Annotated in this window: 17 protein-coding genes and 2 pseudogenes; 9 read left to right on the top strand and 10 right to left on the bottom strand. The window is 35.7% G+C overall.

The genetic code is table 11. The features are described from left to right. Window positions 1–683: 683 nt before the first annotated feature. The 3 genes and pseudogenes from AC1Q59_RS21500 to AC1Q59_RS21490 form a co-directional block, all read right to left on the bottom strand. Window positions 684–839 (bottom strand): annotated as a pseudogene (locus tag AC1Q59_RS21500) (3-hydroxyacyl-ACP dehydratase FabZ); the annotation flags it as partial. Window positions 840–1,037: 198 nt separating this feature from the next. Further along, window positions 1,038–2,201, bottom strand: a complete 1,164-nt coding sequence (locus AC1Q59_RS21495) for an acyltransferase family protein (RefSeq protein ID WP_492367911.1) — start codon at window positions 2,199–2,201, stop codon at window positions 1,038–1,040. A gap of 391 nt (window positions 2,202–2,592) precedes the next feature. Beyond that, complete coding sequence (locus AC1Q59_RS21490) at window positions 2,593–3,543, bottom strand: zinc-binding dehydrogenase (RefSeq protein WP_492367910.1); 951 nt, start codon at window positions 3,541–3,543, stop codon at window positions 2,593–2,595. Window positions 3,544–4,097: 554 nt separating this feature from the next. On the opposite strand from AC1Q59_RS21490, the gene ppsA reads away from it, so the two are divergent. The 3 genes from ppsA to AC1Q59_RS21475 all read left to right on the top strand — a co-directional run bounded on the left by ppsA (window position 4,098) and on the right by AC1Q59_RS21475 (window position 8,884). Next, window positions 4,098–6,698 carry a phosphoenolpyruvate synthase gene (gene ppsA / locus AC1Q59_RS21485; protein WP_492367909.1) on the top strand — a complete coding sequence of 867 codons (2,601 nt, stop codon included), beginning with the start codon at window positions 4,098–4,100 and terminating at the stop codon, window positions 6,696–6,698. Between the two features lie 347 nt (window positions 6,699–7,045). Next, complete coding sequence (locus tag AC1Q59_RS21480) at window positions 7,046–7,516, top strand: DUF1648 domain-containing protein (RefSeq protein ID WP_492367908.1); 471 nt, start codon at window positions 7,046–7,048, stop codon at window positions 7,514–7,516. 414 nt (window positions 7,517–7,930) lie between these two features. Further along, the gene (locus AC1Q59_RS21475; protein WP_492367907.1) at window positions 7,931–8,884 is read left to right on the top strand and encodes a zinc-binding dehydrogenase; all 954 of its coding nucleotides are present in this window, start codon (window positions 7,931–7,933) and stop codon (window positions 8,882–8,884) included. A gap of 105 nt (window positions 8,885–8,989) precedes the next feature. On the opposite strand, the gene AC1Q59_RS21470 is transcribed toward AC1Q59_RS21475, so the two are convergent. Next, complete coding sequence (locus AC1Q59_RS21470) at window positions 8,990–9,283, bottom strand: hypothetical protein (RefSeq protein ID WP_492367906.1); 294 nt, start codon at window positions 9,281–9,283, stop codon at window positions 8,990–8,992. Between the two features lie 61 nt (window positions 9,284–9,344). On the opposite strand from AC1Q59_RS21470, the gene AC1Q59_RS21465 reads away from it, so the two are divergent. Together AC1Q59_RS21465 and AC1Q59_RS21460 are read left to right on the top strand one after the other, a co-directional pair. Further along, window positions 9,345–9,644 carry a DUF1835 domain-containing protein gene (locus AC1Q59_RS21465; protein ID WP_492367905.1) on the top strand — a complete coding sequence of 100 codons (300 nt, stop codon included), beginning with the start codon at window positions 9,345–9,347 and terminating at the stop codon, window positions 9,642–9,644. 142 nt (window positions 9,645–9,786) lie between these two features. After that, window positions 9,787–10,173, top strand: a complete 387-nt coding sequence (locus tag AC1Q59_RS21460; RefSeq protein WP_492367957.1) for a GNAT family N-acetyltransferase — start codon at window positions 9,787–9,789, stop codon at window positions 10,171–10,173. A 106-nt stretch (window positions 10,174–10,279) separates the two neighbouring features. Here AC1Q59_RS21460 and AC1Q59_RS21455 read toward each other — a convergent pair whose 3' ends face one another. Together AC1Q59_RS21455 and AC1Q59_RS21450 are read right to left on the bottom strand one after the other, a co-directional pair. Continuing rightward, on the bottom strand, window positions 10,280–10,465 hold the full coding sequence (locus AC1Q59_RS21455) for a hypothetical protein (protein ID WP_492367904.1): 186 nt from the start codon (window positions 10,463–10,465) through the stop codon (window positions 10,280–10,282). A gap of 238 nt (window positions 10,466–10,703) precedes the next feature. Continuing rightward, window positions 10,704–10,862: a LysR family transcriptional regulator gene (locus AC1Q59_RS21450; RefSeq protein ID WP_492367956.1), complete on the bottom strand. Its 159-nt coding sequence runs from the start codon at window positions 10,860–10,862 to the stop codon at window positions 10,704–10,706. 208 nt (window positions 10,863–11,070) lie between these two features. Between AC1Q59_RS21450 and AC1Q59_RS21445 the strand changes: the two genes are divergently transcribed. Continuing rightward, window positions 11,071–12,195 (top strand): cysteine desulfurase family protein, encoded by a 1,125-nt coding sequence (locus tag AC1Q59_RS21445; protein WP_492367955.1) that lies wholly within the window; start codon window positions 11,071–11,073, stop codon window positions 12,193–12,195. A gap of 313 nt (window positions 12,196–12,508) precedes the next feature. On the opposite strand, the gene AC1Q59_RS21440 is transcribed toward AC1Q59_RS21445, so the two are convergent. From AC1Q59_RS21440 to AC1Q59_RS21425, 4 genes are all read right to left on the bottom strand, one after another. Further along, a complete protein-coding gene (locus AC1Q59_RS21440; RefSeq protein ID WP_492367903.1) occupies window positions 12,509–12,691 on the bottom strand; it encodes an SRPBCC family protein in 183 nt (60 codons plus the stop codon). Window positions 12,692–12,801: 110 nt separating this feature from the next. Next, window positions 12,802–12,996 (bottom strand): SRPBCC domain-containing protein, encoded by a 195-nt coding sequence (locus tag AC1Q59_RS21435; RefSeq protein ID WP_492367902.1) that lies wholly within the window; start codon window positions 12,994–12,996, stop codon window positions 12,802–12,804. A gap of 329 nt (window positions 12,997–13,325) precedes the next feature. Continuing rightward, window positions 13,326–14,024, bottom strand: coding sequence for a hypothetical protein (locus AC1Q59_RS21430; RefSeq protein WP_492367901.1), 699 nt, complete (start codon window positions 14,022–14,024; stop codon window positions 13,326–13,328). A gap of 270 nt (window positions 14,025–14,294) precedes the next feature. After that, window positions 14,295–15,215 (bottom strand): DMT family transporter, encoded by a 921-nt coding sequence (locus tag AC1Q59_RS21425; RefSeq protein WP_492367954.1) that lies wholly within the window; start codon window positions 15,213–15,215, stop codon window positions 14,295–14,297. Between the two features lie 337 nt (window positions 15,216–15,552). Between AC1Q59_RS21425 and AC1Q59_RS21420 the strand changes: the two genes are divergently transcribed. The 3 genes and pseudogenes from AC1Q59_RS21420 (at window position 15,553) to AC1Q59_RS21410 (ending at window position 22,168) form a co-directional block, all read left to right on the top strand. Beyond that, the gene (locus AC1Q59_RS21420) at window positions 15,553–18,648 is read left to right on the top strand and encodes an EAL domain-containing protein (RefSeq protein ID WP_492367900.1); all 3,096 of its coding nucleotides are present in this window, start codon (window positions 15,553–15,555) and stop codon (window positions 18,646–18,648) included. A 69-nt stretch (window positions 18,649–18,717) separates the two neighbouring features. Then, window positions 18,718–19,173 carry a recombinase family protein gene (locus AC1Q59_RS21415; protein WP_492367899.1) on the top strand — a complete coding sequence of 152 codons (456 nt, stop codon included), beginning with the start codon at window positions 18,718–18,720 and terminating at the stop codon, window positions 19,171–19,173. 41 nt (window positions 19,174–19,214) lie between these two features. Then, window positions 19,215–22,168: pseudogene (locus tag AC1Q59_RS21410) on the top strand (Tn3 family transposase). Window positions 22,169–22,423 lie beyond the last annotated feature (255 nt).

Genomic DNA, 22,423 nt, shown 5'->3' with positions numbered 1-22,423 from the left:
GCACCGGTATCATCATATTTACAGATAAATCCTAAAAATTGCTGTGCTAGTTCTACATGAAAAATCTTTATAAAGTATTTTGACCAAGAGGCAATCCTAAATGGTGTCTCTTTTCTTTGCCTATACATGGTAAAACAGACATATGATGATTTAGGATAATTCAACTAAAGCACTAATTACTTTAAGTACCGTTTTTAACTAAGTGCTTCGTTAGTCGTAATTTTAACTAAAGCTAATCTAGCTTCATTGTGAGTAGTAACTTTCAGTTCTAATCTAGAAATAGTAGAATGAATTACCACTCTTCTAACCGTTGAAATCCTACCACGCCCTCTATTCTCTTCTAAAATAACGATAACAAGATAGGAGGAGTGTTTAGTTCTTTTGATGCTAGAAGGGGAAGGGGGATAGATTATGATTTTCACGTGTATGATACCCCACATGACATGCTATATGAAATTGAAAAAGAATATCAATTATTGATTATAATATTTTTATGTTAACTAATTTGTAGATTAATAGGTAAATTCCAAATGCTGGGTACTTTTCTACCTCGAGCTTTGCTAGAAAAAAATAGCAATGATTGCAATTGTCACCATAGAAAAAAGAAGTAAACTGGCCCATTCTGTGCCAAGATTAGGGTAGTTTACTTCCGAATTCGACTTAAATCTTAGAATTAATAGCATTTAATCACCAAATGCAAATATTATTTCTGTTTCACAAACTAATTCTCCATCAACTTTAGCTATACCTTTGCCTTTTCCGATAGGACCTTTTAGACGAGTTATTTCAACTTCAAGACGGAGCTGGTCTCCTAGTTTCACTTGCTTTTTAAATCGGCACATGTACGGGATACTTAGACTAACCCTAACCCCAAAAATGGAATTAGGGTTGGTTAACCTGTAGAAGCTATTCTATGAATATAATCTATAATTCAGTTCTTTATATGAAAATAATCCTAGCTTTATAGAGCTGGGAGGAAGCACATTAGGCATTGTATATTTCCTTTATATTCAACTGATAGTATGGTATTACAAGGATTAATTTTTTAGACTTGTTCTTATTTTTTCTGTCATAATTTTATTTTCTTTGGCTATTCTTAAACCGAACATAACTCTTAAAAAATTAAATCTTCGAATGACAAAGTGATATAAAATCATAATGATCGTAAATGCTACAGGGACTAAAAATACCACTTTAACAGGAACTGCCCATTCTAAGTTATAGATGAAAAATCCCAACAAAATAATAATAGGCTGGTGAAGCACATAAAAAGGCATGGATGCTTCGCTTGTATATTTTAACGTGCTATTAATGAAGTTTAAGTATTTATCACCTAGATATAAGATAAAGAAAAGAACGTTCCACACCAAAATCACTCGTAGTATCATAAAAATACCCCAAGTTAGCGAGACATTCATTGGAAACCCAATATACATAGCCCAGAATATATACCCGGCCGTACTAACTGCACTTAAATATCCAGCAAAAACTCCAACTCTACGTACAAATTCCCTTAAAGATTCTCTTGAGAAGAAATAGTAACCATAAATAAATAAAATTAAATAAAAGATAATTCCCCAGCTAGCTAAATTCACAACATTGTTGGCAGTCAAAGCCACTATCATTAAAGGGATTGGCATAACTAAGTAATGAAAAGTCCCAAAGGCTTTACGTCCTACACCCTTTTTGATATTCAGGAAGAAAGGTAATGTGATCAACGAAAAAAGTAATAACTCCAATAGATACCAAAGATGATGTCCGAAAAATGCAAAATTGCCTGTTCCGCCGATTTGTAAATATAACCCATCAAAATAATGTGGGAAAAATTTGAAGAGTGAGCCATCAAATTGATTGTTGGTTATTCTTTCAATATATACTTGAGGGGGTGACAAAATAAATATCCCTAGAAGTAAAGGGATTCCAAGACGGACAAGCCTTTCCTTTACAAAACTTTGAAAATTTCTTTTTTGTAAGGCATAATATGTACTAATTCCTGAAATCATAAAGAATATTGGCATTATCCAATTTCCAACAAAGAGGGAAAAAAAGTTAATGTAAGACCGATTAATGACGTTATTCTTTATATGCCAATCAAAAGGATTAAAGAACATTGAACAATGATAAAGAAACACAATTAAAGTAGCCAGTACTTTTATCCAGTCTAAATCGTACTGTCTTATAAATTGAATGTTACTATTCATAAATTTCCCCCATCGAAATAATTTCTGCTAAATTATACATTATTTTCTAAGAAAATTATATTTTTTTTAAAAGTTAAGATAAAATTTGGTTTTTTAGATTTTATCAAATGAAAAAATTGTGAACCATGAAAACCCTCGCAAGGCACAACTCGATTAAATGTAGCTGTTTTTTTATTTGGGCTTTGACACCGACCACCAATGTCTTTATGTAAAAATAATGGGTTTAATGAAGAAACAATAGGGGATTATGGTTATGGTTTTTTGCTGTGGCGGAAAAGTTTAACAGAATGTGTCCTTATTCTATTTTTAATATAAAAGCCTGTGAAATTTCACGACAAGTAAAATCTCACAGGCTTTTTCATTTCAGGGGAGGGTTTTGTCCCAACTGCATTTATTCGAAGACAGCTACTAAGCGGCCTTTTACTTCATGATTTTTCAGTTTTTCTAAGCCTTTGTCGATTTCTTCAAATGGAATTGTGATAAGATTTGGATTCATTTTTCCAGTAGCGAAGCAATCATATACACCTTTTAAGTCTTCCACTGTTCCACCGTTACTTCCTAGAAGCTTAATTTCTTTCGTAATCATTAAATACGTGTTGATGTTGGATTCTAATTTACCCATACCAACGATAACAACTGTTCCTCGAGGTTTTACAGCTTCCAGTGCATCAGCAGTTGTTTGACCAAAACCAGCAAAGTCAACAATGACATCACATTCTGCTTCTTTCATATCAAGAATGGTGTCGTACACTTTTGCACCTAGTTCTTCAGCAAGTTTCCTAGCTTCTGGAGAGACATCTGTAGCGTATACTTCGCAGCCTTTAATTAGTGCCATCTGCACAGCAAATTGACCAAGTCCGCCAATACCGATAACTCCTAATTTTGTCCCTTTTTTTGCTTGTCCAATACTGAAAATAGCACGATAAGCTGTGATTCCTGCATCAGTTGAAGCCGCACCTTCTACAAAGGAAACGCCTTCAGGAATGATTACGCATTGATCTGCAGGAACACGCACTTTTTCTGCATAACCGCCGTCATAAGTGTACCCAGCAGTTACTTTTGTTTCTCTATTCATTGGGTTAGCCCCAACACGATCTCCAACTTTAATATTTTCTACACCTTCACCCACTTCGATAACAACCCCAGCAAACTCATGCCCCATAATAACAGGACCATTTGGAAAAAGTGGCATCCAACCTGGATCCTGTAATGCTGCAACGTCCGAATGGCATAGACCAGCCGCCTTTACATCAATCACAACGTGATTTGCAATCGCTTTTGGATCCTCTTTTTCAATCAATTCTAGTGGAATATTAGTGCCAGTAAATTGCCAGCCTTTCATACTATCGCCTCCAAATTGTTTTACTTCTTTATCATACTCTAGTATTATCCTAAAATATCTTTGATTTAAATATCTCAAATTAAAGATATATTATAACTAAAATTTACCCTTCATCTCACTAGTTGTCAACAAATTAAACTACTTGTTGTTTCGTATCTCATGAAACAGCGATTTTGACCGGTGTCTACATCTTCGTTCGAAAATCCCACTGAACTAGTAAATTTCCTTATTTCTATTCGAAAAGATAGTTGTGGTATGTACTGCAATGTTGTATGTGTTTAATAAAATTTTGTGAGTATTGGGGGAATGTTAAAGTTTGGAAAGGGGAGGTGCAGCACAACCTTTCACAAATTAGTTTATATTCTAGTGGAGCAACGATCCTGTCCTTCTGTCGCTAAGGACGGGTAATCAGGTTCTATGCTAAGGAGTGGAGAAGCAATTTTTTTAACCCTCTACCCTAATTATACCACACAAAAAATACCAAATATAGACTGTTAATTACCTCTCATCACGAGTAAAATCAATAGCACCTTAATGGTTAGGAGCGATGTGGAATGGGTTCTTTGGTTCTTGGTTTTCGGGAAATGGATAGGAGGCAGCTTTTACTTGTTGGCGGAAAAGGACTGAACTTAGGTGAGCTATCCAGAATTCCAGGGATAAATGTACCGGATGGATTTTGTATTACAACAGAGGGATATCAAATGGCTGTTGAAGAAAACAAGGCATTTCAAGCATTGTTGGATCAACTAACAACGCTACAAGCAGATGATTGTGAACAAATTGGCGAAATCAGTGGAAGGATTCGACAGCTTCTTTTGGCAGTAGAGATTCCTGCTGATGTTGTTAGCACAGTTACTGCCTATCTCTCCAAGTTAGGCGTAGAACATGCTTATGCAGTGCGTTCGAGTGCGACAGCAGAAGATTTACCGCATGCTTCTTTTGCTGGTCAGCATGATACTTATTTAAATATTATTGGCAAAGAATCCATTTTGCATCATATCAAGAAATGTTGGTCTTCTTTATTTACGGATCGGGCAGTTACCTACCGGATAAAAAATGGCTTTGACCACAGACATGTTTATTTATCCGTGATTGTTCAACAGATGGTCTTCCCACAGGCTTCAGGAATTTTATTTACCGCAGATCCGGTTACTTCTAATCGAAAGCTACTGTCCATCGATGCCAGTTTTGGTCTGGGTGAAGCACTAGTCTCTGGCCTGGTAACTGCCGATGGTTATAAGGTTCGGGAGGATAAAATTGTTGATAAGCGGATAGCAACAAAAAAATTAGCGATCTACGGACGAAAAGAAGGCGGAACAGAGTCAAAACAGATCGATCCGGATCAGCAAACAATACAAACCCTTACTGACCAGCAAATTTTACAGCTGGCTCAGATCGGGAGACAAATCGAAGCTCATTTTGGCTGCCCGCAAGATATCGAATGGTGTGTGGTTGATCATATATTTTATCTAGTTCAGAGCCGCTCGATCACAACTTTATACCCCATCCCTGAAACGGAGACGGAAGAAAACCGCGTCTATGTATCTGTTGGTCATCAACAAATGATGACTGACCCGATGAAACCATTGGGATTGTCATTTTTCTTGTTAACGACTCCTGCTCCTATGCGTAAAGCCGGTGGAAGGCTGTTTGTAGATGTCACCCATCAACTGGCTACAACCATCAGCAGAAACAATTTATTAAAGGCAATGGAACAACATGATCCGCTCATGAAGGATGCCATCATGAATATCATTAAGCGTGAAGATTTTATAAAAATGGAACCGGATGATGAAAAAACATCGATTAACACCAAAGGCAATACAGTGATCCCAGAACAATTCGAAAACAATCCTGCAATCGTTTCTGATCTGATTAAGCGCAGTCAACTATCCATAGAAGAATTGAAAGCTAACATTCAAACAAAAACAGGATCAGATTTATTTGACTTTATATTGCAAGATATTAAAGAATTAAAGAAGATTTTATTTGACCCACAAAGTTCAGCTGTATTTATGGCTGCTATCAATGCTTCGGTCTGGATCAATGAAAAAATGAACGAGTGGTTAGGTGAAAAAAACGCTGCAGATACACTATCTCAATCGGTACCAAATAATATTACTTCGGAAATGGGCCTAGCCTTATTGGATGTCGCAGATGTGATTCGTCCGTATCCAGAAGTAATTGATTATTTACAGAGTGTTAAAGATGATAACTTTTTGGAGAAGATCGTTCATTTGGAAGGCGGGCAGGAAGCTAGCAACGCTTTCCGTGCCTTTCTCAAAAAATACGGTATGCGATGTGCAGGGGAAATCGATATCACGAAAACCCGTTGGAGTGAAAAACCAATGACGCTTGTCCCCACAATTCTTAGTAACATTAAAAACTTCGAGCCAAATGCTAGCAAGCGTAAATTTGAGCAAGGGCTGCAAGTTGCTTTAGAAAAAGAACAAGAGTTATTGGGCCGATTGAAGCAGTTACCGGATGGGGAACAAAAGGCCAAAGAAACAAAACGAATGATTGACCTAATCCGTCATTTCATCGGCTATCGGGAATATCCGAAATACGGCATGATCCATCGCTATTTTGTTTATAAGCTGGCTTTACTGAAAGAAGCTGAAAAACTCGTACAAGCGGGTGTTATACATGAAAAAGAGGATATATTTTATCTTACTTTTGAAGAATTAAGCGAAGCTGTACGGACATATAAAATGGATTACCAAATCATCAGTCAGCGAAGGGAAGAGTACAAATTATATGAAAAACTAACTCCTCCACGTGTGATTACATCTGATGGTGAAATCATTTCAGGTGAATACAAACGAGAAAATCTCCCGGCTGAGGCGATAGTTGGCTTACCAGTTTCTGCCGGAATTATTGAGGGGCGAGCACGTGTCATTTTAAAAATGGAAGATGCCGAATTAGAAGAAGGGGACATATTAATCACAGCCTTTACGGACCCTAGCTGGACACCATTGTTTGTATCCATAAAAGGTCTTGTAACCGAGGTTGGCGGACTGATGACCCATGGCGCAGTTATCGCACGTGAATATGGGTTGCCTGCAGTTGTTGGGGTGGAAAATGCGACGAAATTAATCAAAGATGGACAGCAAATTCGGGTAAATGGGACGGAAGGGTATGTCGAGGTATTGTAGTTGATGATCACTTATAATGGTGTCTCATAAGGTCATCCCCACATTTTCGTGATTTGTTACCTAGTATCCCTCACGGTAAAATTCGGAAGAGGAGACGGTTCCCTACCCCTGCTTCCGAAAGGGGATATATATGAGACTAAGAAACATGAGGGTAGAAGGATTACTTGCGAATATAATCGAATGATTGTGATGCTGTATCTTTGAAAATAAAAAATTAGAAGCTAATTAACATAAGAGGTGAACGAGTGAAAGAATATTACAAATGTCATAGCTGCGCCATGCCTGGTGTGTAATAATTTAAATTATCAGAAACTCGAAGTTTAGAAGTTGGGGGGGGAAAGATAAAAATGAAAAATAAACCCTTTAAATTAACTCTCACAATAATCTCAATCTCCATTTTTTTATATCACGGGTTTAATTTATTTTATCTTTGGTCAGATATTCCAAATCAAATTGCTATTCATTTTAGTAATGACCAGCCTGATAATTGGGGCTCCAAATATTTTTTACTTATAATGCCCATTATCAGTATTTTATTCTGGCTTCTCCTTCAACTATTAGTAAGAAAACCAGAAAAGTTGAATTATGTTAATTTAACAGAGAGAAATAGAGAAATACAATTTTTAAAAGCTGAAAAAGTCATGTTACTAATTCAATCCCTTGGCTCTATTTCCTTTTTATTTGCTAATGAAGCATTTCTTAGGAGTGCTATCGGAATGGGGATAACTTTGCCTTTGTCTATTGCTATTGTTCTATTAGCCATTTGTATGATTGCCCCACTTTACCTGTTATTCTGGTCGGCAACTTTGAAATATTGATGGGTCTTTGTATTACACATTTAATAAATAATGGGCGCAATTCTTGAGAAAGAATTGTGCTTTCTTTAGCTGTAGAGCATTTATGGGGAAAGAATTCAAAGAAAAATTAAACATATTGTATAGAAGTAAGCTGATGCAATATATGAAAATAATTCAATCCCTGAAAGAACAGTTAGGAGATAGCCGTTCAGTGTTGAAGTCTTAAACGATAATAAGCCGTATAATCCCTACATCTTTGTAAATGATAAATCAGGTAAGAGTAACTTTGTTGTTCTATTATTAACAACATAAAGTTTAGTTTGTTGACAAATAGTAAGATGAAAAGAAATTTTATTAATAACGTATCTCGAATTAAAGATAAATTAGGTAATACTATTGTGTAATAAAGAAGTAAAACAATTTGGAGGCGATTGTATGAAAGGATGGCTATTTTCAGGTACAAACAAACCACTAGAATTGATTGAAAAAGAAGATCCAAAATCGATTGCAAATCACGTTGTGATTGATGTGAAAGCTGCTGGTCTTTGCCATTCGGACGTTGCAGCATTACAGGATCCAGGCTGGATGCCACTTTTCCCAAATGGTCCTGTTATTATGGGGCATGAGTTTGCTGGGGTTGTTATCGAAGTGGGTGAAGGTGTAGAAAATATTAAAGTTGGAGATCGTGTTGGGGCTAACCCAATGAATAGAGAAACAAAAGTAACTGCTGGGTACACTTATGACGGCGGTTATGCAGAAAAAGTGCGTGTTCCTGCAGATCAATGCGTAATCATTCCTGAAGGCGTTTCCTTTGTAGAAGGTGCGGCTTCAACTGATGCAGGAATCACAGCTTATCGTGCTATTTTCAGTATTGGACAAGCAAAAGAAGGTACAAAATTAGGCATCATCGGAATCGGTGGTCTTGGTCAATTTGCTCTGCAAATGGCACTAATTAAAGGTTGCGAAGTGTACGCTACGGATGTTTCTCCAGAAGCTCGAAAACTTGCTGAAGAACTAGGGGCTAATAAAGTTTTCGATACTATTCAAGATATGAAAGAAGCGGAATGTGACGTTATTGTTGACTTTGCTGGTTTTGGACAAACAACTGCTGATGCACTGGAAGCTGTAAGACCACGAGGAACTGTTGTCATTGTTGGTATGGGTAAATTAGAATCCAATATCAATACTTATTTAATGATTACAAAAGAAATTAAGCTTTTAGGAAGTAACGGTGGAACAGTGGAAGACTTAAAAGGTGTATATGATTGCTTCGCTACTGGAAAAATGAGTCCAACTCTAATAACAATCCCATTTGAAGAGATCGACAAAGGCTTAGAAAAACTGAAAAATCATGAAGTAAAAGGCCGTTTAGTAGCCGTATTTGAATAAACATAAGTTTTCTTTGTTAGGTGAGATGAAACTCTCCACTGAAATGAAAGAGCCTGTGAAAGGAAAATTTCACAGGCTCTTTCATAATTTAAAAATAAATGATTCTTACTTATGTTTCTGATTTTCCAAATTTGCATCATTATCATGCTTAAATGTTTGGCCTTTAGAAGGAGCAAATTCTTCGGCAATTTCTTCTTGGCTTTTCGATAGTGATTTCACTGAAGCAAAGGCATTTGACATTCTGCTTGCCTGACTGTTTGTAGGAAGGAACTCTTTGGCAATCTCTTCTTGGCTCTTTGGCTGTGATTTCAATGAAGCAAAAGCATTTGACATTCTACTTGCTTGACCGTTATTTGTCTGGTCACTTTGTTTATTTTTATTATGATTGAAAATTGACAATGTCATCATCTCCTTGGTATTTAATATGTGAAAAGGAGAATTTAATTATGTTCAAAAAGGTTTGTCAAAACATCTAGTGCTGAAAAAAATCCTTCATTCAATGAAGAAATCATTGATTCAAGTTTCAGGTAATGAAGAAAAAATAGAACTTCGACAAACGGTACATATTGTATTTGGAGATTCGCCCGCAGATAGCTTAAAAGCTGCATTTCGCAATACTTCATACGCAAAAACAGAAGAAATCATTGTATTGCCTCATATTTTATCAGTTGGTCCAATAGAATCACTACATACAGAAAAGGGGATAGTAAATCGTTTTCAATGGTTTAAGGAACACTATCGCGATGAATTCAATGATTAAAGAGGGAATATAAATATATGCATTTTCATAAAAAAGAACATAACAAAAAGGGGGTAAACAAAATTTGAGGAGGTATAGTAGGAACCAACACAAAATCATACTTGTCCAGTATGATCCTAAGTATGCTGAACCAACAGTGAAAATGTGGCGAGATAGTAAAGAAAGAGCAATTGGTCAGAAAGAAAGTCATAGCTTAAAAGATCACATTTATTTTTTAAACCACATATTACCTGGTCAGTTTCAAGTAGATTTAGCGTTAATTGAAGAAAAAATAGTTGGAATGATTGCCTATAACGAAACGGAAATAAATCAACTATATGTCCACATAGATTATCAAGGAATTGGTATAGGTCAAATATTATTAAATAAGGTAAAGGCACAATCAAGCGGAAAATTAACGTTGTACACGTTTGAAGTAAATAAAAATGCACAACGATTTTATGAAAAAAATGGATTTAAAATAATTGGAAGAGGCAGTGAAAATGAAGAAAATTTACCTGATATTCAATATGAATGGAATATAGAATAATGATGTAATCTGATGCGAAGTTAAAGAAAATAGATTAAATCTTTAGGAGGATCGTGAGCACCTTCAAATGTTATCGCCTGCACGGTACCATTAAACATGTAAGTGCCTATGGGTAGCTTTTCAAGCTAGATTTATTTATTTCCTTATATAAAACATATTTTAAAGCAGAAATTTCATCTTCATACAGTTTACCTTCAATTTCGGATAATACTTCATCCTCACTAATTGAACCGTTTTGCACATGTTCCTGAATATCAAGTAAACGATTAACGCCCACTTTTTTTATTAACACACGTGTCGCTTCTTCCTTAGTTTGGAAGGGAAGAGACTTGATAAGAGCAACTGGTTTTGGTGAAGAAGATAACCATGAAGGAAGACAATTTAACAATCGGGCGCGTTTCTAAAAAGAAGAAAAGCTTCTTCCTCATAAAAAGGGCCATATGATGGGGCAACTCCTTTAAGATTAATGAGATAATGAAATTATGTACTAAAGTAACGGTACTGTTTCACACTAGAAACATTAAAAAAACCTATACAGACATATAAATGGCATATTGAAGAAGTTGTCTTCCTGCATCAGTTTGCTCCACTTTTTTCTTAGTACGATAAAACAAAGGTAATTCATAATATTTTTCTAATGCTTCTATTTGTCTTGAAACGCCAGGCTGACTGAATGAAAGATCTTTCAGCTGCTAATGTAAAAAGGTTATAGTGCAACGAATGAGTTGATGGGATGTTGGGTTGGGAAGATGATATTGAATAGAAGTCACCTTTTCCTGTTGTGAAAAAAGAGCATCATTGAAGACTTAGAATCTCGCTAGACAGTTAAGATTGCTGTGTTCATAACATTATAGTAATGATGAATTTCGACACAAGTGTATGGAGGTGTTTTTGAAAATGAATCAAATATATTTAGATTACAATGCAAGCACACCAATTGCAGACCAAGCACGAAAAGCTATGCTTCCTTTTTTAGAAAATCACTATGGAAACCCATCGGCTCTTCATTTTGCAGGAGCAGGTGCAAAGCAAGCTGTAGAGTATGCTAGAAATCAAGTGGCAACACTGTTAAATTGCAAACCAAGTGAAATCATATTAACAAGTGGCGCAAGTGAATCAAACAATCATGTATTAAAAGGAGTGTTCCAACGATTTAGAGATAAAGGAAATCATATAATCACAACTAAAATTGAACATCCCTCTATTTTAAAACCGTGTGAATATCTCGAAAAACAAGGCGCTAAAGTCACATATATCGAAGTAGATCAATTTGGGAGAGTAAATCCTCGTGATATAGAGGAAGCAATTACAGATAAAACAATATTAATTTCTGTCATGCATGCCAACAATGAAGTTGGCTCAATTCAACCTATTGAAGAGATTAGTGAGATAGCGAAAAAACATCATGTTCTTTTTCATACGGATGCTTCTCAATCAATAGGAAAGGTGCCGGTTGACGTTGAAAAACTGGATGTTGATTTTCTAAGTTTAGCAGGTCATAAAGTATATGCACCAAAAGGAATAGGCGCACTATTTATTAGAGAAGGAATCGAAATTGAGCCACTGATACATGGAGCAGGTCATGAAAGTGGCAGAAGAGCTGGCACCGAAAATGTATTGTTAGCTGTTGGATTAGGTGAAGCCTGTGAAGTAGCGAAACAAACTCTAGATGCAAATACACATGTTGAAGAGCTTCGAAATTATTTTTGGAATGAGCTGAAGCAACTATCCAATGTAGATATTTCTTTGAATGGGCATCCTGAACACCGTCTTCCGAATACACTAAACATTAACTTTGAGAATAAAGTGGGGCAAGATATATTGGATTCAATTCCACAAATTGCAGCATCTACTGGATCTGCATGTCATTCTGGCGAAGTTAACTTATCACTAGTGTTAAAAGCAATGGGAGTGAAAGAAAGCATTGGTATGGGGGCTGTTCGTTTTAGTTTGGGAAGATATACAACGAAAAGTGAAATAGATACAACCGTTCAATTATTGAAAAACTTATTAAAAAGTTGAGAAAAAAACCGAGCGATAACATATTACAATCGTCTTCACTGTAATTATTGAGGAAATGTTTCCCCCTCTTCAAATAGGACATGAGCAATTTAGTACAAATCATAGTTCCTTTATAAAAATATTTAAAGAAAAGGGCGCGTTTCTAAAATAAGAAAAGCGTCTTTCTTCATGAAAAGGGCCAGATTGCAGAGTAACTTATTTTATGAACGATGAAATTTTTGAAACTAATTAATGTTAAGCTAAAGAAGGGGGTGGTCATAAATAATAAAAAACACCGTTGGTGGGTGCTTTTGCTGTGGCTATTTTAAACGGCTTATTTCTTTGTTAGGTATTCATCTAATTGATAAAAGGTTCCGGAATAACCTTCCTGAGCCATCTCTTTTGAATCCTCGAAGGTTTTGATCTCTTGCTCAGTCGGAGATATGGGAGCCACAATCATTATAAGAGTTGTTATATCTTCGTCCTCGGTTAACGTAATGGTATTCAGGGTTTCCATAGGCCAATTTTCGTCAAACGGTGCACGTACAGTGTTACCTTTTTCACAGAAAAGAAACTGGTGTAAACAATTTTCTCTGGTGCAATAATTTCACTGTATAAAAATTTAACCTACATTACATTGCCGTCAGCAGGTCTCTGGCTGTAGTGAAAGACACCGCCCGGACGGAAATCTGATTTAGCAACCTCGAATGTCCATCCTTTTGGCCCCCACCAATTCATTAGGTGTTCCGATTTAGTTAATGCCTTAAACACAAGTTCACGCGGAGCATTGAAAGTATGAGTGATTTTGATTTGAGTTGACATTGTGATTCCTCCAATAATTTTAGTTTTCATTCTCTTTATTTTCTCTCTTTTACAGATTCTCCAAATAACGATCCAAGTTGTCGAATTTTTCTTCCCAAATAACATGAATATGGTCTGCTATTTCCCCCACTGTATATAGACTACTACAATATGAAACGGAAACAGTGGAACTTAAAAAAAGATGACTCCGGATCAATACCAAAGTCATCTCATAGCTTCTGAGAACACAAAGTTCCTTTTTATTAAACGGTTTATAGGGTTCAGTTCAAATATGGACAAAATATTCTTTTAAAGTTTTAAGAAATCTCCCAGGATTTTATTACTATTAATTAATGTGGGATATCACCTGTGATAGCGTCACGTTCTTCTGGTGTTATGAAATAATGATGGATATCATAGTGTGGAACTTCAAATCCTTCATGGCCGTGTTCTTGAAATTCAATATTACTGTGATTAATGGATGGTGACGGCAGGCCTTTCATGCCGTCTAAATTGACTATATTTTCACCTTTAATAAATACTTCCTGTGCTGGCATTTGCTCAATGAACACAAGCTTCCCTTTTTCAACCCCGTAAATTGGCCCTAATGGCATAGTTTCTGGGACTGCCCAGTGCTCACCCATTTTTGGTACACTTGGAGTAAGTGGGATAACACCCTTTGGTAAGACTAATAAGTAAACAGAATGATCTTCATTATTAGTAAGCCTAGTTGTATAACCAGCATCATTGACTGACTTAGCTAAATCATCAAAGGAAGCAACATAGCCTTCTTTATAGTTTTTAATTTTAATTGTTTGATTTTCAAATGTAACTGTTTTGTCGGTAGTATTGATTGTATAAGCTTGGTTTAATATCCCAAAAAATGCTTCTACATCTACAAAAACGTCATCTTTTTTCAGATAATTATAAGGTGAATAAACTTTCACCCCGTTGATTTCTACTTTTGGTGAAGGTGTGGAAGCACTAACAGAAGAAAAAACAAATATTAGGGATAAAACCAATAACAAGCCTGCAGAAATTTTCTTCATACTTTCAATTCCTCCTAATCATGTTGAGAATAATGTTTACGTTCTTAATAAAGATATTCTGCACACTCATTAATGAACAACGAAAATTATCGACAATTTATTTAGTTCCATACCTATCAAATGAGTGTGATTTAACCGGCTTACCCGTGGGAAAGAATATTGCCCTTTTCATGAAGAAAGACGCTTTTCATTTTTCAGAAAAGCGCACCTATGCTTAATAAGAATGAAATCGTGTTTGACTTCCAAGATAACAAGCTCATAAAATGTGCATTAATGTTTTTCATGATGTGTTACCTTTGTCAACAAGCGTATTTTCATTTTTTTTGTTGCAAAGTATGAGAATAAATAACAGCCTGTTATCACGATGGCACTACCGATTCCTTGCATCCAAGTCATCTTTTCACCTAAAAATAGAAAACCTAAAATGGCTGTAAATATCGGATTAAAATTTAGAAAAACTCCCGAAGTCGTTGAACCAACTTTTTGAACACAAATATTCCAAAGGATCATACATACTACCGTAGAGATCACGCCTGTATAAAGCATAGCACCTAAGAATGAAGAATTTATATTTGAAATAATAAACTGAGGTGCGCTCAAAGGCAGGAGAACAATCAATCCAAAAATAGCAGAGTACAAAGTAGACATTAATGCTGAGGTTTTGGACATGGCCCATTTAGTGATAATCGTATATATGCCCCATACACATACAGCTGCTAACATCCATAAATCTCCTGTATTAAAATTCAATGATAGCAAGTAGTCTATTTTCCCTTTTGATAGCACAAGAATGACGCCAAATAGGGAAAAAATCATGGCACCAAATTGTAAAAAGTTAATTTTCTCTTTCAAGAAAATAAGGGAAAAAACAGCAATGGAAATCATATTTAGCGTAGATATTAATCCAACATTTGTCGCAGTTGTCTGCTCTAATGCCATAAAAAGTAAAAGGTTAAACAGAACAACACCAGTTAGTCCCATTAAAAATAAAGGAAGAAAAGCATTACGAGGAGGCAGAATCTTTTTTTCTTTCCACCATACAAGCGGTACAAGGCAGACGACCGCAAGAACCCACCTCAGTGTCGTCAGAGTGATCGGTGAAGCATGATCGACAAGGAATTTACTAGCAACAAAATTTCCTCCCCAAAATAAAGAAGTTAAAAGCAGCAAGACATAATATTTAAACAACATTGAATTTCCCCCCAAAAATACCACTGTTTTAAACTTTATAACTTCTATACATATTCCAGTCATGCGGGAAACTTTCACTCTCAACTATTTTAACATTTATTGGTTATTAGAAGGTGCCAGGCACTGCCATTTATGCAGAAAATTTAGGAGTAGAGTGAAAAATGCCATGATGCTAGGTACACTCTTCAAAAAAGGAATTAATAATGGAAGAAAGCTCAAGGTGTTTTAAGAACATCGATGTATTATATTAAATTCGCAGTCGAAATGGAAATAACTATATAATATATTAGTGAATAAATTAGTTCCTTTTTTAGGTCCTAACGAAAGGAGATCACCATTGAGTGCGATATCCAATACTAAGGATATTCTAGAGCGAGTATCCGATGCATTTTATTCGTTAAATAATGAATTAAAATTTGAATATATAAATAATGTTACAGAAAAACTTTTACAAATTAAAAAAGAATATGCGATTGGGCAATATATTTATGATGTATTGCCACACAGTGACTTGCATAAATTTGTATTACGATATAAAAGGGCTTTGTCCGAACAAGTTCCTGTAGAGTTTGAAGAACTTTTTAATAATAGATGGTATGAAATAAGGGCTTTTCCTTCTAAGGAAGGCTTGTCTGTACTTTTTAGAGATATTACAGAAAAAAAGAAAGAGTTTCAAAACATTAATTTTCTAGCTAATTACGATGTTATCACAGAATTACCGAACCGTTTTTATTTTAATAAATACTTAAAACGCAAGTTACAATCACAATCTATTGGTGGTTCATTTGCTGTTTTATTTATAGATATTAATAATTTTAAAAATGTAAATGATACATATGGTCATGGAGTAGGTGATTTGGTATTAAAACAAATCTCAAGACAAATTGAGAAAAAAATAAATCAATTTGGTTTCATAGCTCGTTACTATGGGGATGAATTTCTTCTAACGTTGGAAAACCTTGATGATAATGAAATTTCATCTGTGATTGAACGAATAATTGAATCATTTTCAAGTCCATTTTATGTAAATGGGTTTGACATAAGAATTTCAATCAGCGTTGGGGTTAGCCAGTTTCCTAAGGATGGGCAAAGTGAAGAATTATTAATAAAACGTTCAGAGAATGCAATGTTTCAGGCAAAAAAAGAGGGTAGAAATAAATATAAGTTCTACGCATGTGATGAGAGTGAAGGAAGAGTAGATGCTATAAAATTAGAGTTAGAGCTCCACAAGGCGATAGAAAATAATCAGTTATTACTTCACTATCAACCTAAAATCAATTTAAATACGGGGAAAATTGTGGGTGTTGAGGCATTACTTCGCTGGGACCATCCAGAATGGGGAATGGTATCACCAGAAACATTTATACCTATTGCTGAAGAGACAGGATTAATTTTACCTATTGGAGAATGGGTTTTAAATGCTGCCTGTAAACAAAATAAAACTTGGCAAGAACAAGGTTTTTCAACAGTTGTTTCTGTCAATTTATCAGCTATTCAATTTAATCAGAATAATATTATTGATACCATTGAATCCATTCTTCAAAAAACAGGATTAGAACCACACTTTTTAGAAATTGAGATTACTGAAAGTATGACAGTTGATATTGACCGTACAATTTTAATGTTACAATATCTTAAAAAGATTGGAGTCCATGTTAGTATCGATGATTTTGGTACAGGTTTCAGTTCATTAAGTTATTTGAAAAATTTTCCTGTTGATACATTAAAAATCGACCGGTCTTTCGTTAAAGAACTTCGAAACAACTCAAATGATGAAACCATAGTTAAAGCCATTATCTCAATGGCTCATAGTTTGAATTTGATTGTAGTGGCAGAAGGAATAGAAACAAAAGAACAACTAGTTTTTCTACAACAACATTTATGTAATGAAGGACAAGGAAATTTTTTAAGTAAGCCCTTAACAGCATCCCAAGTACAAGAAAAACGGTTTGAAATAGAAAAAATAGTTGAAAAACATGGAATCCCTAAAGATATAAACCAACAATTGTTATTGAAAGAATTATTGGAATCAGCCCAAAGAGAGTTACGCGATACGATTCGTTTGCAGCAAGGGATGATATTTAAGTATAAGAAAATTAATGAACGATTTATTCATACACAATGTGACGGGGAATTATTATACCGTCTTGGAATGACTCCTTCTCAAGTGATAGGAAAAGAATTAAGTGATTTTCTTCCTTATAGAACTGCCCTCGATAAAACTGCCTACTATAAGATGGCATGGCAAGGAGAAGAATTTGTTACTTATGAGGAAGAGCTAAATGGGATTTATTATCTTGCAACTTTACGGCCTATTAAAAAAGCGGGAGAAGTAGTACAAGTCATAGGCTCATGTATAGATATAACGAAAAGGAAAAAAGCAGAGAAAGCTTTGCAAGAAAGCGAAGCTAAATATCGGCTGATTTCTGAAAACATGACGGACATAATAATGCTATTGGATATAAATGGAACGATAAAGTATGCATCACCTTCCCTTGGAAAAGTAATGGGTAACCCATTAAAATCATATATAGGTAAAAGATCGTTTGATCTACTACATCCTGATGACAGGCCAAGTGTAATAATGGAATTTGAAAAAATAATAAATACTATGAATCCATTAAGGATGGAAGCTCGGTTTGTTAACGTTGATGGGAAGTCTCTATTATTTGAAGGACTATGTACACCAGTCCCTGGAGAAAATGGCGATCCAGAACATTTTATAGTAGTGGGGAGAGACATTACTGAAAAAAGGGAAATGGAAGAGCAGCTCTCAAAATCAGAGAAATTATCAGTTGTGGGTCAACTTGCTGCAGGTGTTGCACATGAAATTAGAACCCCTATAACTTCAATAAAAGGATTTATTCAACTTTTAGAAGAAGGAATAATGAAGAAAGAATTTTTCCAAGTAATATCCAAGGAGTTAAAACAAGTTGAAGGCATTCTCGAGGAATTTATTAATCTTGCCAAACCAAAAGAAATACAATTAAAAAAGGTTAATATTAGAACGATACTTAAAGAAGTAGAGACATTATTAAAACCAGAAGCAAATTTGAAAAATGTAGAAATTTTCCAAGAGTATAAACAAAATCTTCCTCAGATTATGTGTGATACCAACCAAATAAAACAAGTTTTCATTAATATAATTAAAAATAGCATTGAAGCAATTCCTAAAAATGGGTTTGTAGAAATCCAAGGCAGTATCGAAGGGAAAAATATCCTGATAAAAATAATTGATAATGGAACGGGGATAAGTGAGGAGAGAGTTCAGAAATTAGGTGAGCCGTTCTATAGTAATAAAGAAAAAGGTACTGGTTTAGGTTTAATGATATGTTTTAGAATTGTTCGGGAACATAACGGGTCAATAGAAGTAAAAAGTAAAGAAAATGAAGGTACTACGGTTGAAGTTAGGTTACCAATAAACACTTGTTAATAGGAAGAAACCTAATGAAATAAACTATATACTAACTCAATCCCCATCCTGACAAAAAGGTGGGGATTATTGACTGAAAAAATGACAGGAACAAAGGCTGATCGCCCTGAACTAGGCCGGCTTAAGGATAAATTAAGACCGGGTGATATTGTAATAGTTGAAAGTTTTTCACGTTTAGGTAGAAGTACGAAAGATTTAATTGATTTAGTCAATTATTTTGAGGAACACAATGTAAAATTAATCAGTTTAAAAGAAAATTTCGACACATCAACACCACAAGGAAGATTAATGATGACAGTGTTCCAAGCATTTAGTCAATTTGAACGTGACTTAATTGTTGAACGGACCAAAGAGGGATTAAAAAGTGCCGGAGCACGTGGTAGGCAAGGAGGGCGACCAAAAGTTAATTCAAAAGAGATTACAAAAGCAATCAAACTTTATCATACCGAGCAATACAGTGTGAAGGAAATTGTTGAAATGACTGGAATTAGCAGGGCCACTCTTTATCGATATTTACAAAAATAAACGTTCAAAATATCTTAGAAAAAATCAAGGGAGTTTATGTTATGGCATCGATTGAGAGAACTGCGTATCCTCGATTTAAACGAAACCTAACGAAAAAAGAATTACATCAAATCTATACTCCAACAATAGAGGAAACCCAATTTGTTTATTCCTTTGCACGGGGATCAGAATTTTTGCTGAAGGCTATGGTGCTGCTGAAAACGTTTCAGAAATTGGGGTACTTTCCAAAGGGTAACTCCATCCCGAAGGGGATCATAGAACATATGCGGGACTGCTTAAGCTTATCACAAGATTCTCCACTAGATATTCAACCGTCTCGAGTTACCCGTAAATATCAACAAAAGATCCGAGAGTATTTTAATGTCATACCGAACGGAAAAGAAACACGGCCTATCATGATAAACATCTTAACCGAGGCAGCCAAAGTGAAAGATCATCCCCCTGATCTAATTAATATCGCTATTGAAGAACTCGTTAAAAGTCGATGCGAGTTACCAAGTTTTCGTGTCCTAGATGAGTTAACCGGGCAAATAAGAAGGGCTGTAATAAAGAGCAGTTCCAACTGGTATCCAGTAAGCTGTCCAGCGAACAACTACATTCTTTAAATGAATTACTCGTAAGAAGTACTGACCAGCATTATAGCGACTACAATCGGTTTAAAACTCTTCCCAAAAAGCCAACTCTGAAAAATCTAAGGGATCATATCGACTATTTTATATGTCTTCAGTCTTACGGTGATATGATGCCGTTTTTGGAGGGAGTTGTGCCATCTAAGATTAAATATTATGCGGCTGAAGCCAAATCACTGGATGCAGCCGAATTAAAAGATTACTCCGAACCGAAGAGGATCACTCTTCTTATTTGTTTGATTCATCAGGCCCAAGTAAAAACCAAGGATCACTTGGCTGAAATGTATCAAAAACGAATTGGAACTATATATAATTCTAGTAAAGAAGATCACAAGGAAATGAAGGAACAGAAGCAAACTGAACTGGAGAATTTAGTTTCAATATTCAACGATGTTTTGCTTATCATGGCTAGCGATAATAATGATTCCCTCATTCATGAAAAAGTGAAAGAAACCATAGCCTCTTATGGAAGTGTCCAGACATTGTTAGAAAAATGTGAAGCAGTGGCTTCAACGAAAGGAAATAACCATTTTCCTTTCGTTCAGAAACATTATAAAAATAGTCGGTCTATTCTTTTCAAACTTGCTGATCTGTTACAGTTTACATCTACCTCTCAAGATCAATCCTTAATGTATGCGCTTGAATTTGTGATGGAGAATAGGAGCAAGCGCACGGATTGGCTACCTGATGAAGTAGATCTTTCGTTCGCCTCTGAACAATGGCGCAGAATGGTTCGCGTAAAACAAAAGGATGAAGGTTGGCTTATTCATCGTCGGCACTTAGAAGCTTGTGTCTTCTCTTGTATTGCAACAGAACTAAAATCTGGCGATATTTGTGTTCCAGGTTCCGAGTCGTATGCTGATTATCGAAAACAATTGCTACCTTGGAAAGAGTGTGAACCTTTAATACCGAAATACTGTCGTGAATTAGGCTTCCCTGATAATGAGGTTGACTTTGTAAAAGGATTGAAATCATGGATGATCGAGTCCTCGAAACAAATTGACCAGGACTTTCCTGATAACGAGCACGTTAACATCAACGAATCCGGTGAGCTAATTTTGAAAAAAGTGAAGAAACGCGAATACAATAAGTCATTGAAAGAATTAGAAGTGTTGATTAAAGAGCGTCTTCCAGAAAGAAATTTAATTGATATCTTGTGCAATGTAGAACACTGGATCAATTGGACACGTCATTTCGGACCATCATCCGGATCTGATCCAAAACTAAAACATTTTGACTACCTTTGCCTATGGCTGCAACTTAGGACCTGTTCAGGCAGCTCGACATATGCGAGAGGATGAAACCGGGAGTGCCCTATCCTATACAAATCAAAGGCATGTCACGGCAAAAAAGATTGACCAAGCTTTGAAAGATATCATAAATCATTATCATCATGAGTTTGATCTACCTAAGCTTTGGGGAAAAGGTAACTCTGCTGCCGCCGATGGAACCAAATATGACATTTATGAAGAAAACCTATTGGCCGAATACCATATTCGCTATGGAGGTTATGGTGGAATTGCGTACCACCACGTATCAGACAACTACATTGCTCTTTTCAGCCACTTCATCCCCTGCGGGGTATGGGAGGCCGTTTATATCCTAGCTGGTTTGCTGAAAAACGAGTCAGATGTGCAACCAGACACAATTCATGCCGACACACAAGGACAATCTACACCTGTATTTGGTTTATCTCATCTGCTGGTATCAAACTGATGCCAAGAATTCGGAATTTCAAAAAGCTTACTTTCTTCCGTCCTAGCTCCGACATGAAATATAAGCACATCGATTCTCTTTTTAGTGATACGATCGACTGGGATTTAATCGAATTACATTGGAAGGACCTTTTACGTGTAGTTTTGTCCATTAAGCATGGGAAAATCTCTTCTGCTATGTTGCTGAGAAAGCTGGGGAATTACAGTCAAAAAAACAAGCTCTATCAGGCATTTAGAGAGCTGGGACGTGTTGTGCGCACAGCTTTCCTACTCCAATACATTTCTGATATTGATTTACGAAGGACAATCACTGCCACCACTAACAAAGTAGAGGCTTACAATGGATTTTCCAAATGGCTATTCTTTGGTGGAGATGGTATTATTTCCGACAATGATCCTGAGCAACAGGAAAAGTCTATTAAGTATGGTGACCTAGTAGCCAATGCAATAATTTTTCAAAATGTAGTGGATTTGACTGCGGCGATACGCCAATTAAAGCGAGAAGGATATTACGTAGACCTGGAAGATTTAAGTGTACTTAGTCCTTATCTTACGGAACATATTAAACGATTTGGAGATTACATTATTGATTTAGAGGAACCACCTCAACCTTTAGACGGAAAGCTAGAGGTTGAGTTTAAAACAGCTTAAAGAGGGCATTCTTGCCTTCTTTACATTTATTTACATCTATCGTGCCGCTTTTGGACTTATCTCGGACTTACCCCGCAAAGCTAGGGTAAGTGTAGGCAATCTTTCCTTTTCCTATTCATATTGAAGTTTTTATAGTAAATAAACTTTCAATAAAAGAAATTGCCGAGAAAAATACCCCTTTCTCGACAATCTGAGGATCTTCCAGTAAGAAGATCCTTTTTTGCTGCTTACTCAATTAATGTACCTTTTAGTTTA

Source organism: Cytobacillus sp. MT66, from assembly GCF_058792595.1.
This window is presented reverse-complemented; position numbering and strand designations above follow the sequence as displayed.

Excerpts from the sequence above, each read along its gene's own strand:
- AC1Q59_RS21445 (WP_492367955.1), top strand. The coding sequence starts at position 11,071 with ATGAATCAAATATATTTAGATTACAATGCAAGCACACCAATTGCAGAC.
- ppsA (WP_492367909.1), top strand. The coding sequence starts at position 4,098 with ATGGGTTCTTTGGTTCTTGGTTTTCGGGAAATGGATAGGAGGCAGCTT.
- AC1Q59_RS21495 (WP_492367911.1), bottom strand. The coding sequence starts at position 2,201 with ATGAATAGTAACATTCAATTTATAAGACAGTACGATTTAGACTGGATA.
- AC1Q59_RS21475 (WP_492367907.1), top strand. The coding sequence starts at position 7,931 with ATGAAAGGATGGCTATTTTCAGGTACAAACAAACCACTAGAATTGATT.
- AC1Q59_RS21490 (WP_492367910.1), bottom strand. The coding sequence starts at position 3,543 with ATGAAAGGCTGGCAATTTACTGGCACTAATATTCCACTAGAATTGATT.
- AC1Q59_RS21435 (WP_492367902.1), bottom strand. The coding sequence starts at position 12,996 with ATGTCAACTCAAATCAAAATCACTCATACTTTCAATGCTCCGCGTGAA.
- AC1Q59_RS21430 (WP_492367901.1), bottom strand. The coding sequence starts at position 14,024 with ATGAAGAAAATTTCTGCAGGCTTGTTATTGGTTTTATCCCTAATATTT.
- AC1Q59_RS21460 (WP_492367957.1), top strand. The coding sequence starts at position 9,787 with ATGTGGCGAGATAGTAAAGAAAGAGCAATTGGTCAGAAAGAAAGTCAT.
- AC1Q59_RS21480 (WP_492367908.1), top strand. The coding sequence starts at position 7,046 with ATGAAAAATAAACCCTTTAAATTAACTCTCACAATAATCTCAATCTCC.
- AC1Q59_RS21425 (WP_492367954.1), bottom strand. The coding sequence starts at position 15,215 with ATGTTGTTTAAATATTATGTCTTGCTGCTTTTAACTTCTTTATTTTGG.
- AC1Q59_RS21440 (WP_492367903.1), bottom strand. The coding sequence starts at position 12,691 with ATGGAAACCCTGAATACCATTACGTTAACCGAGGACGAAGATATAACA.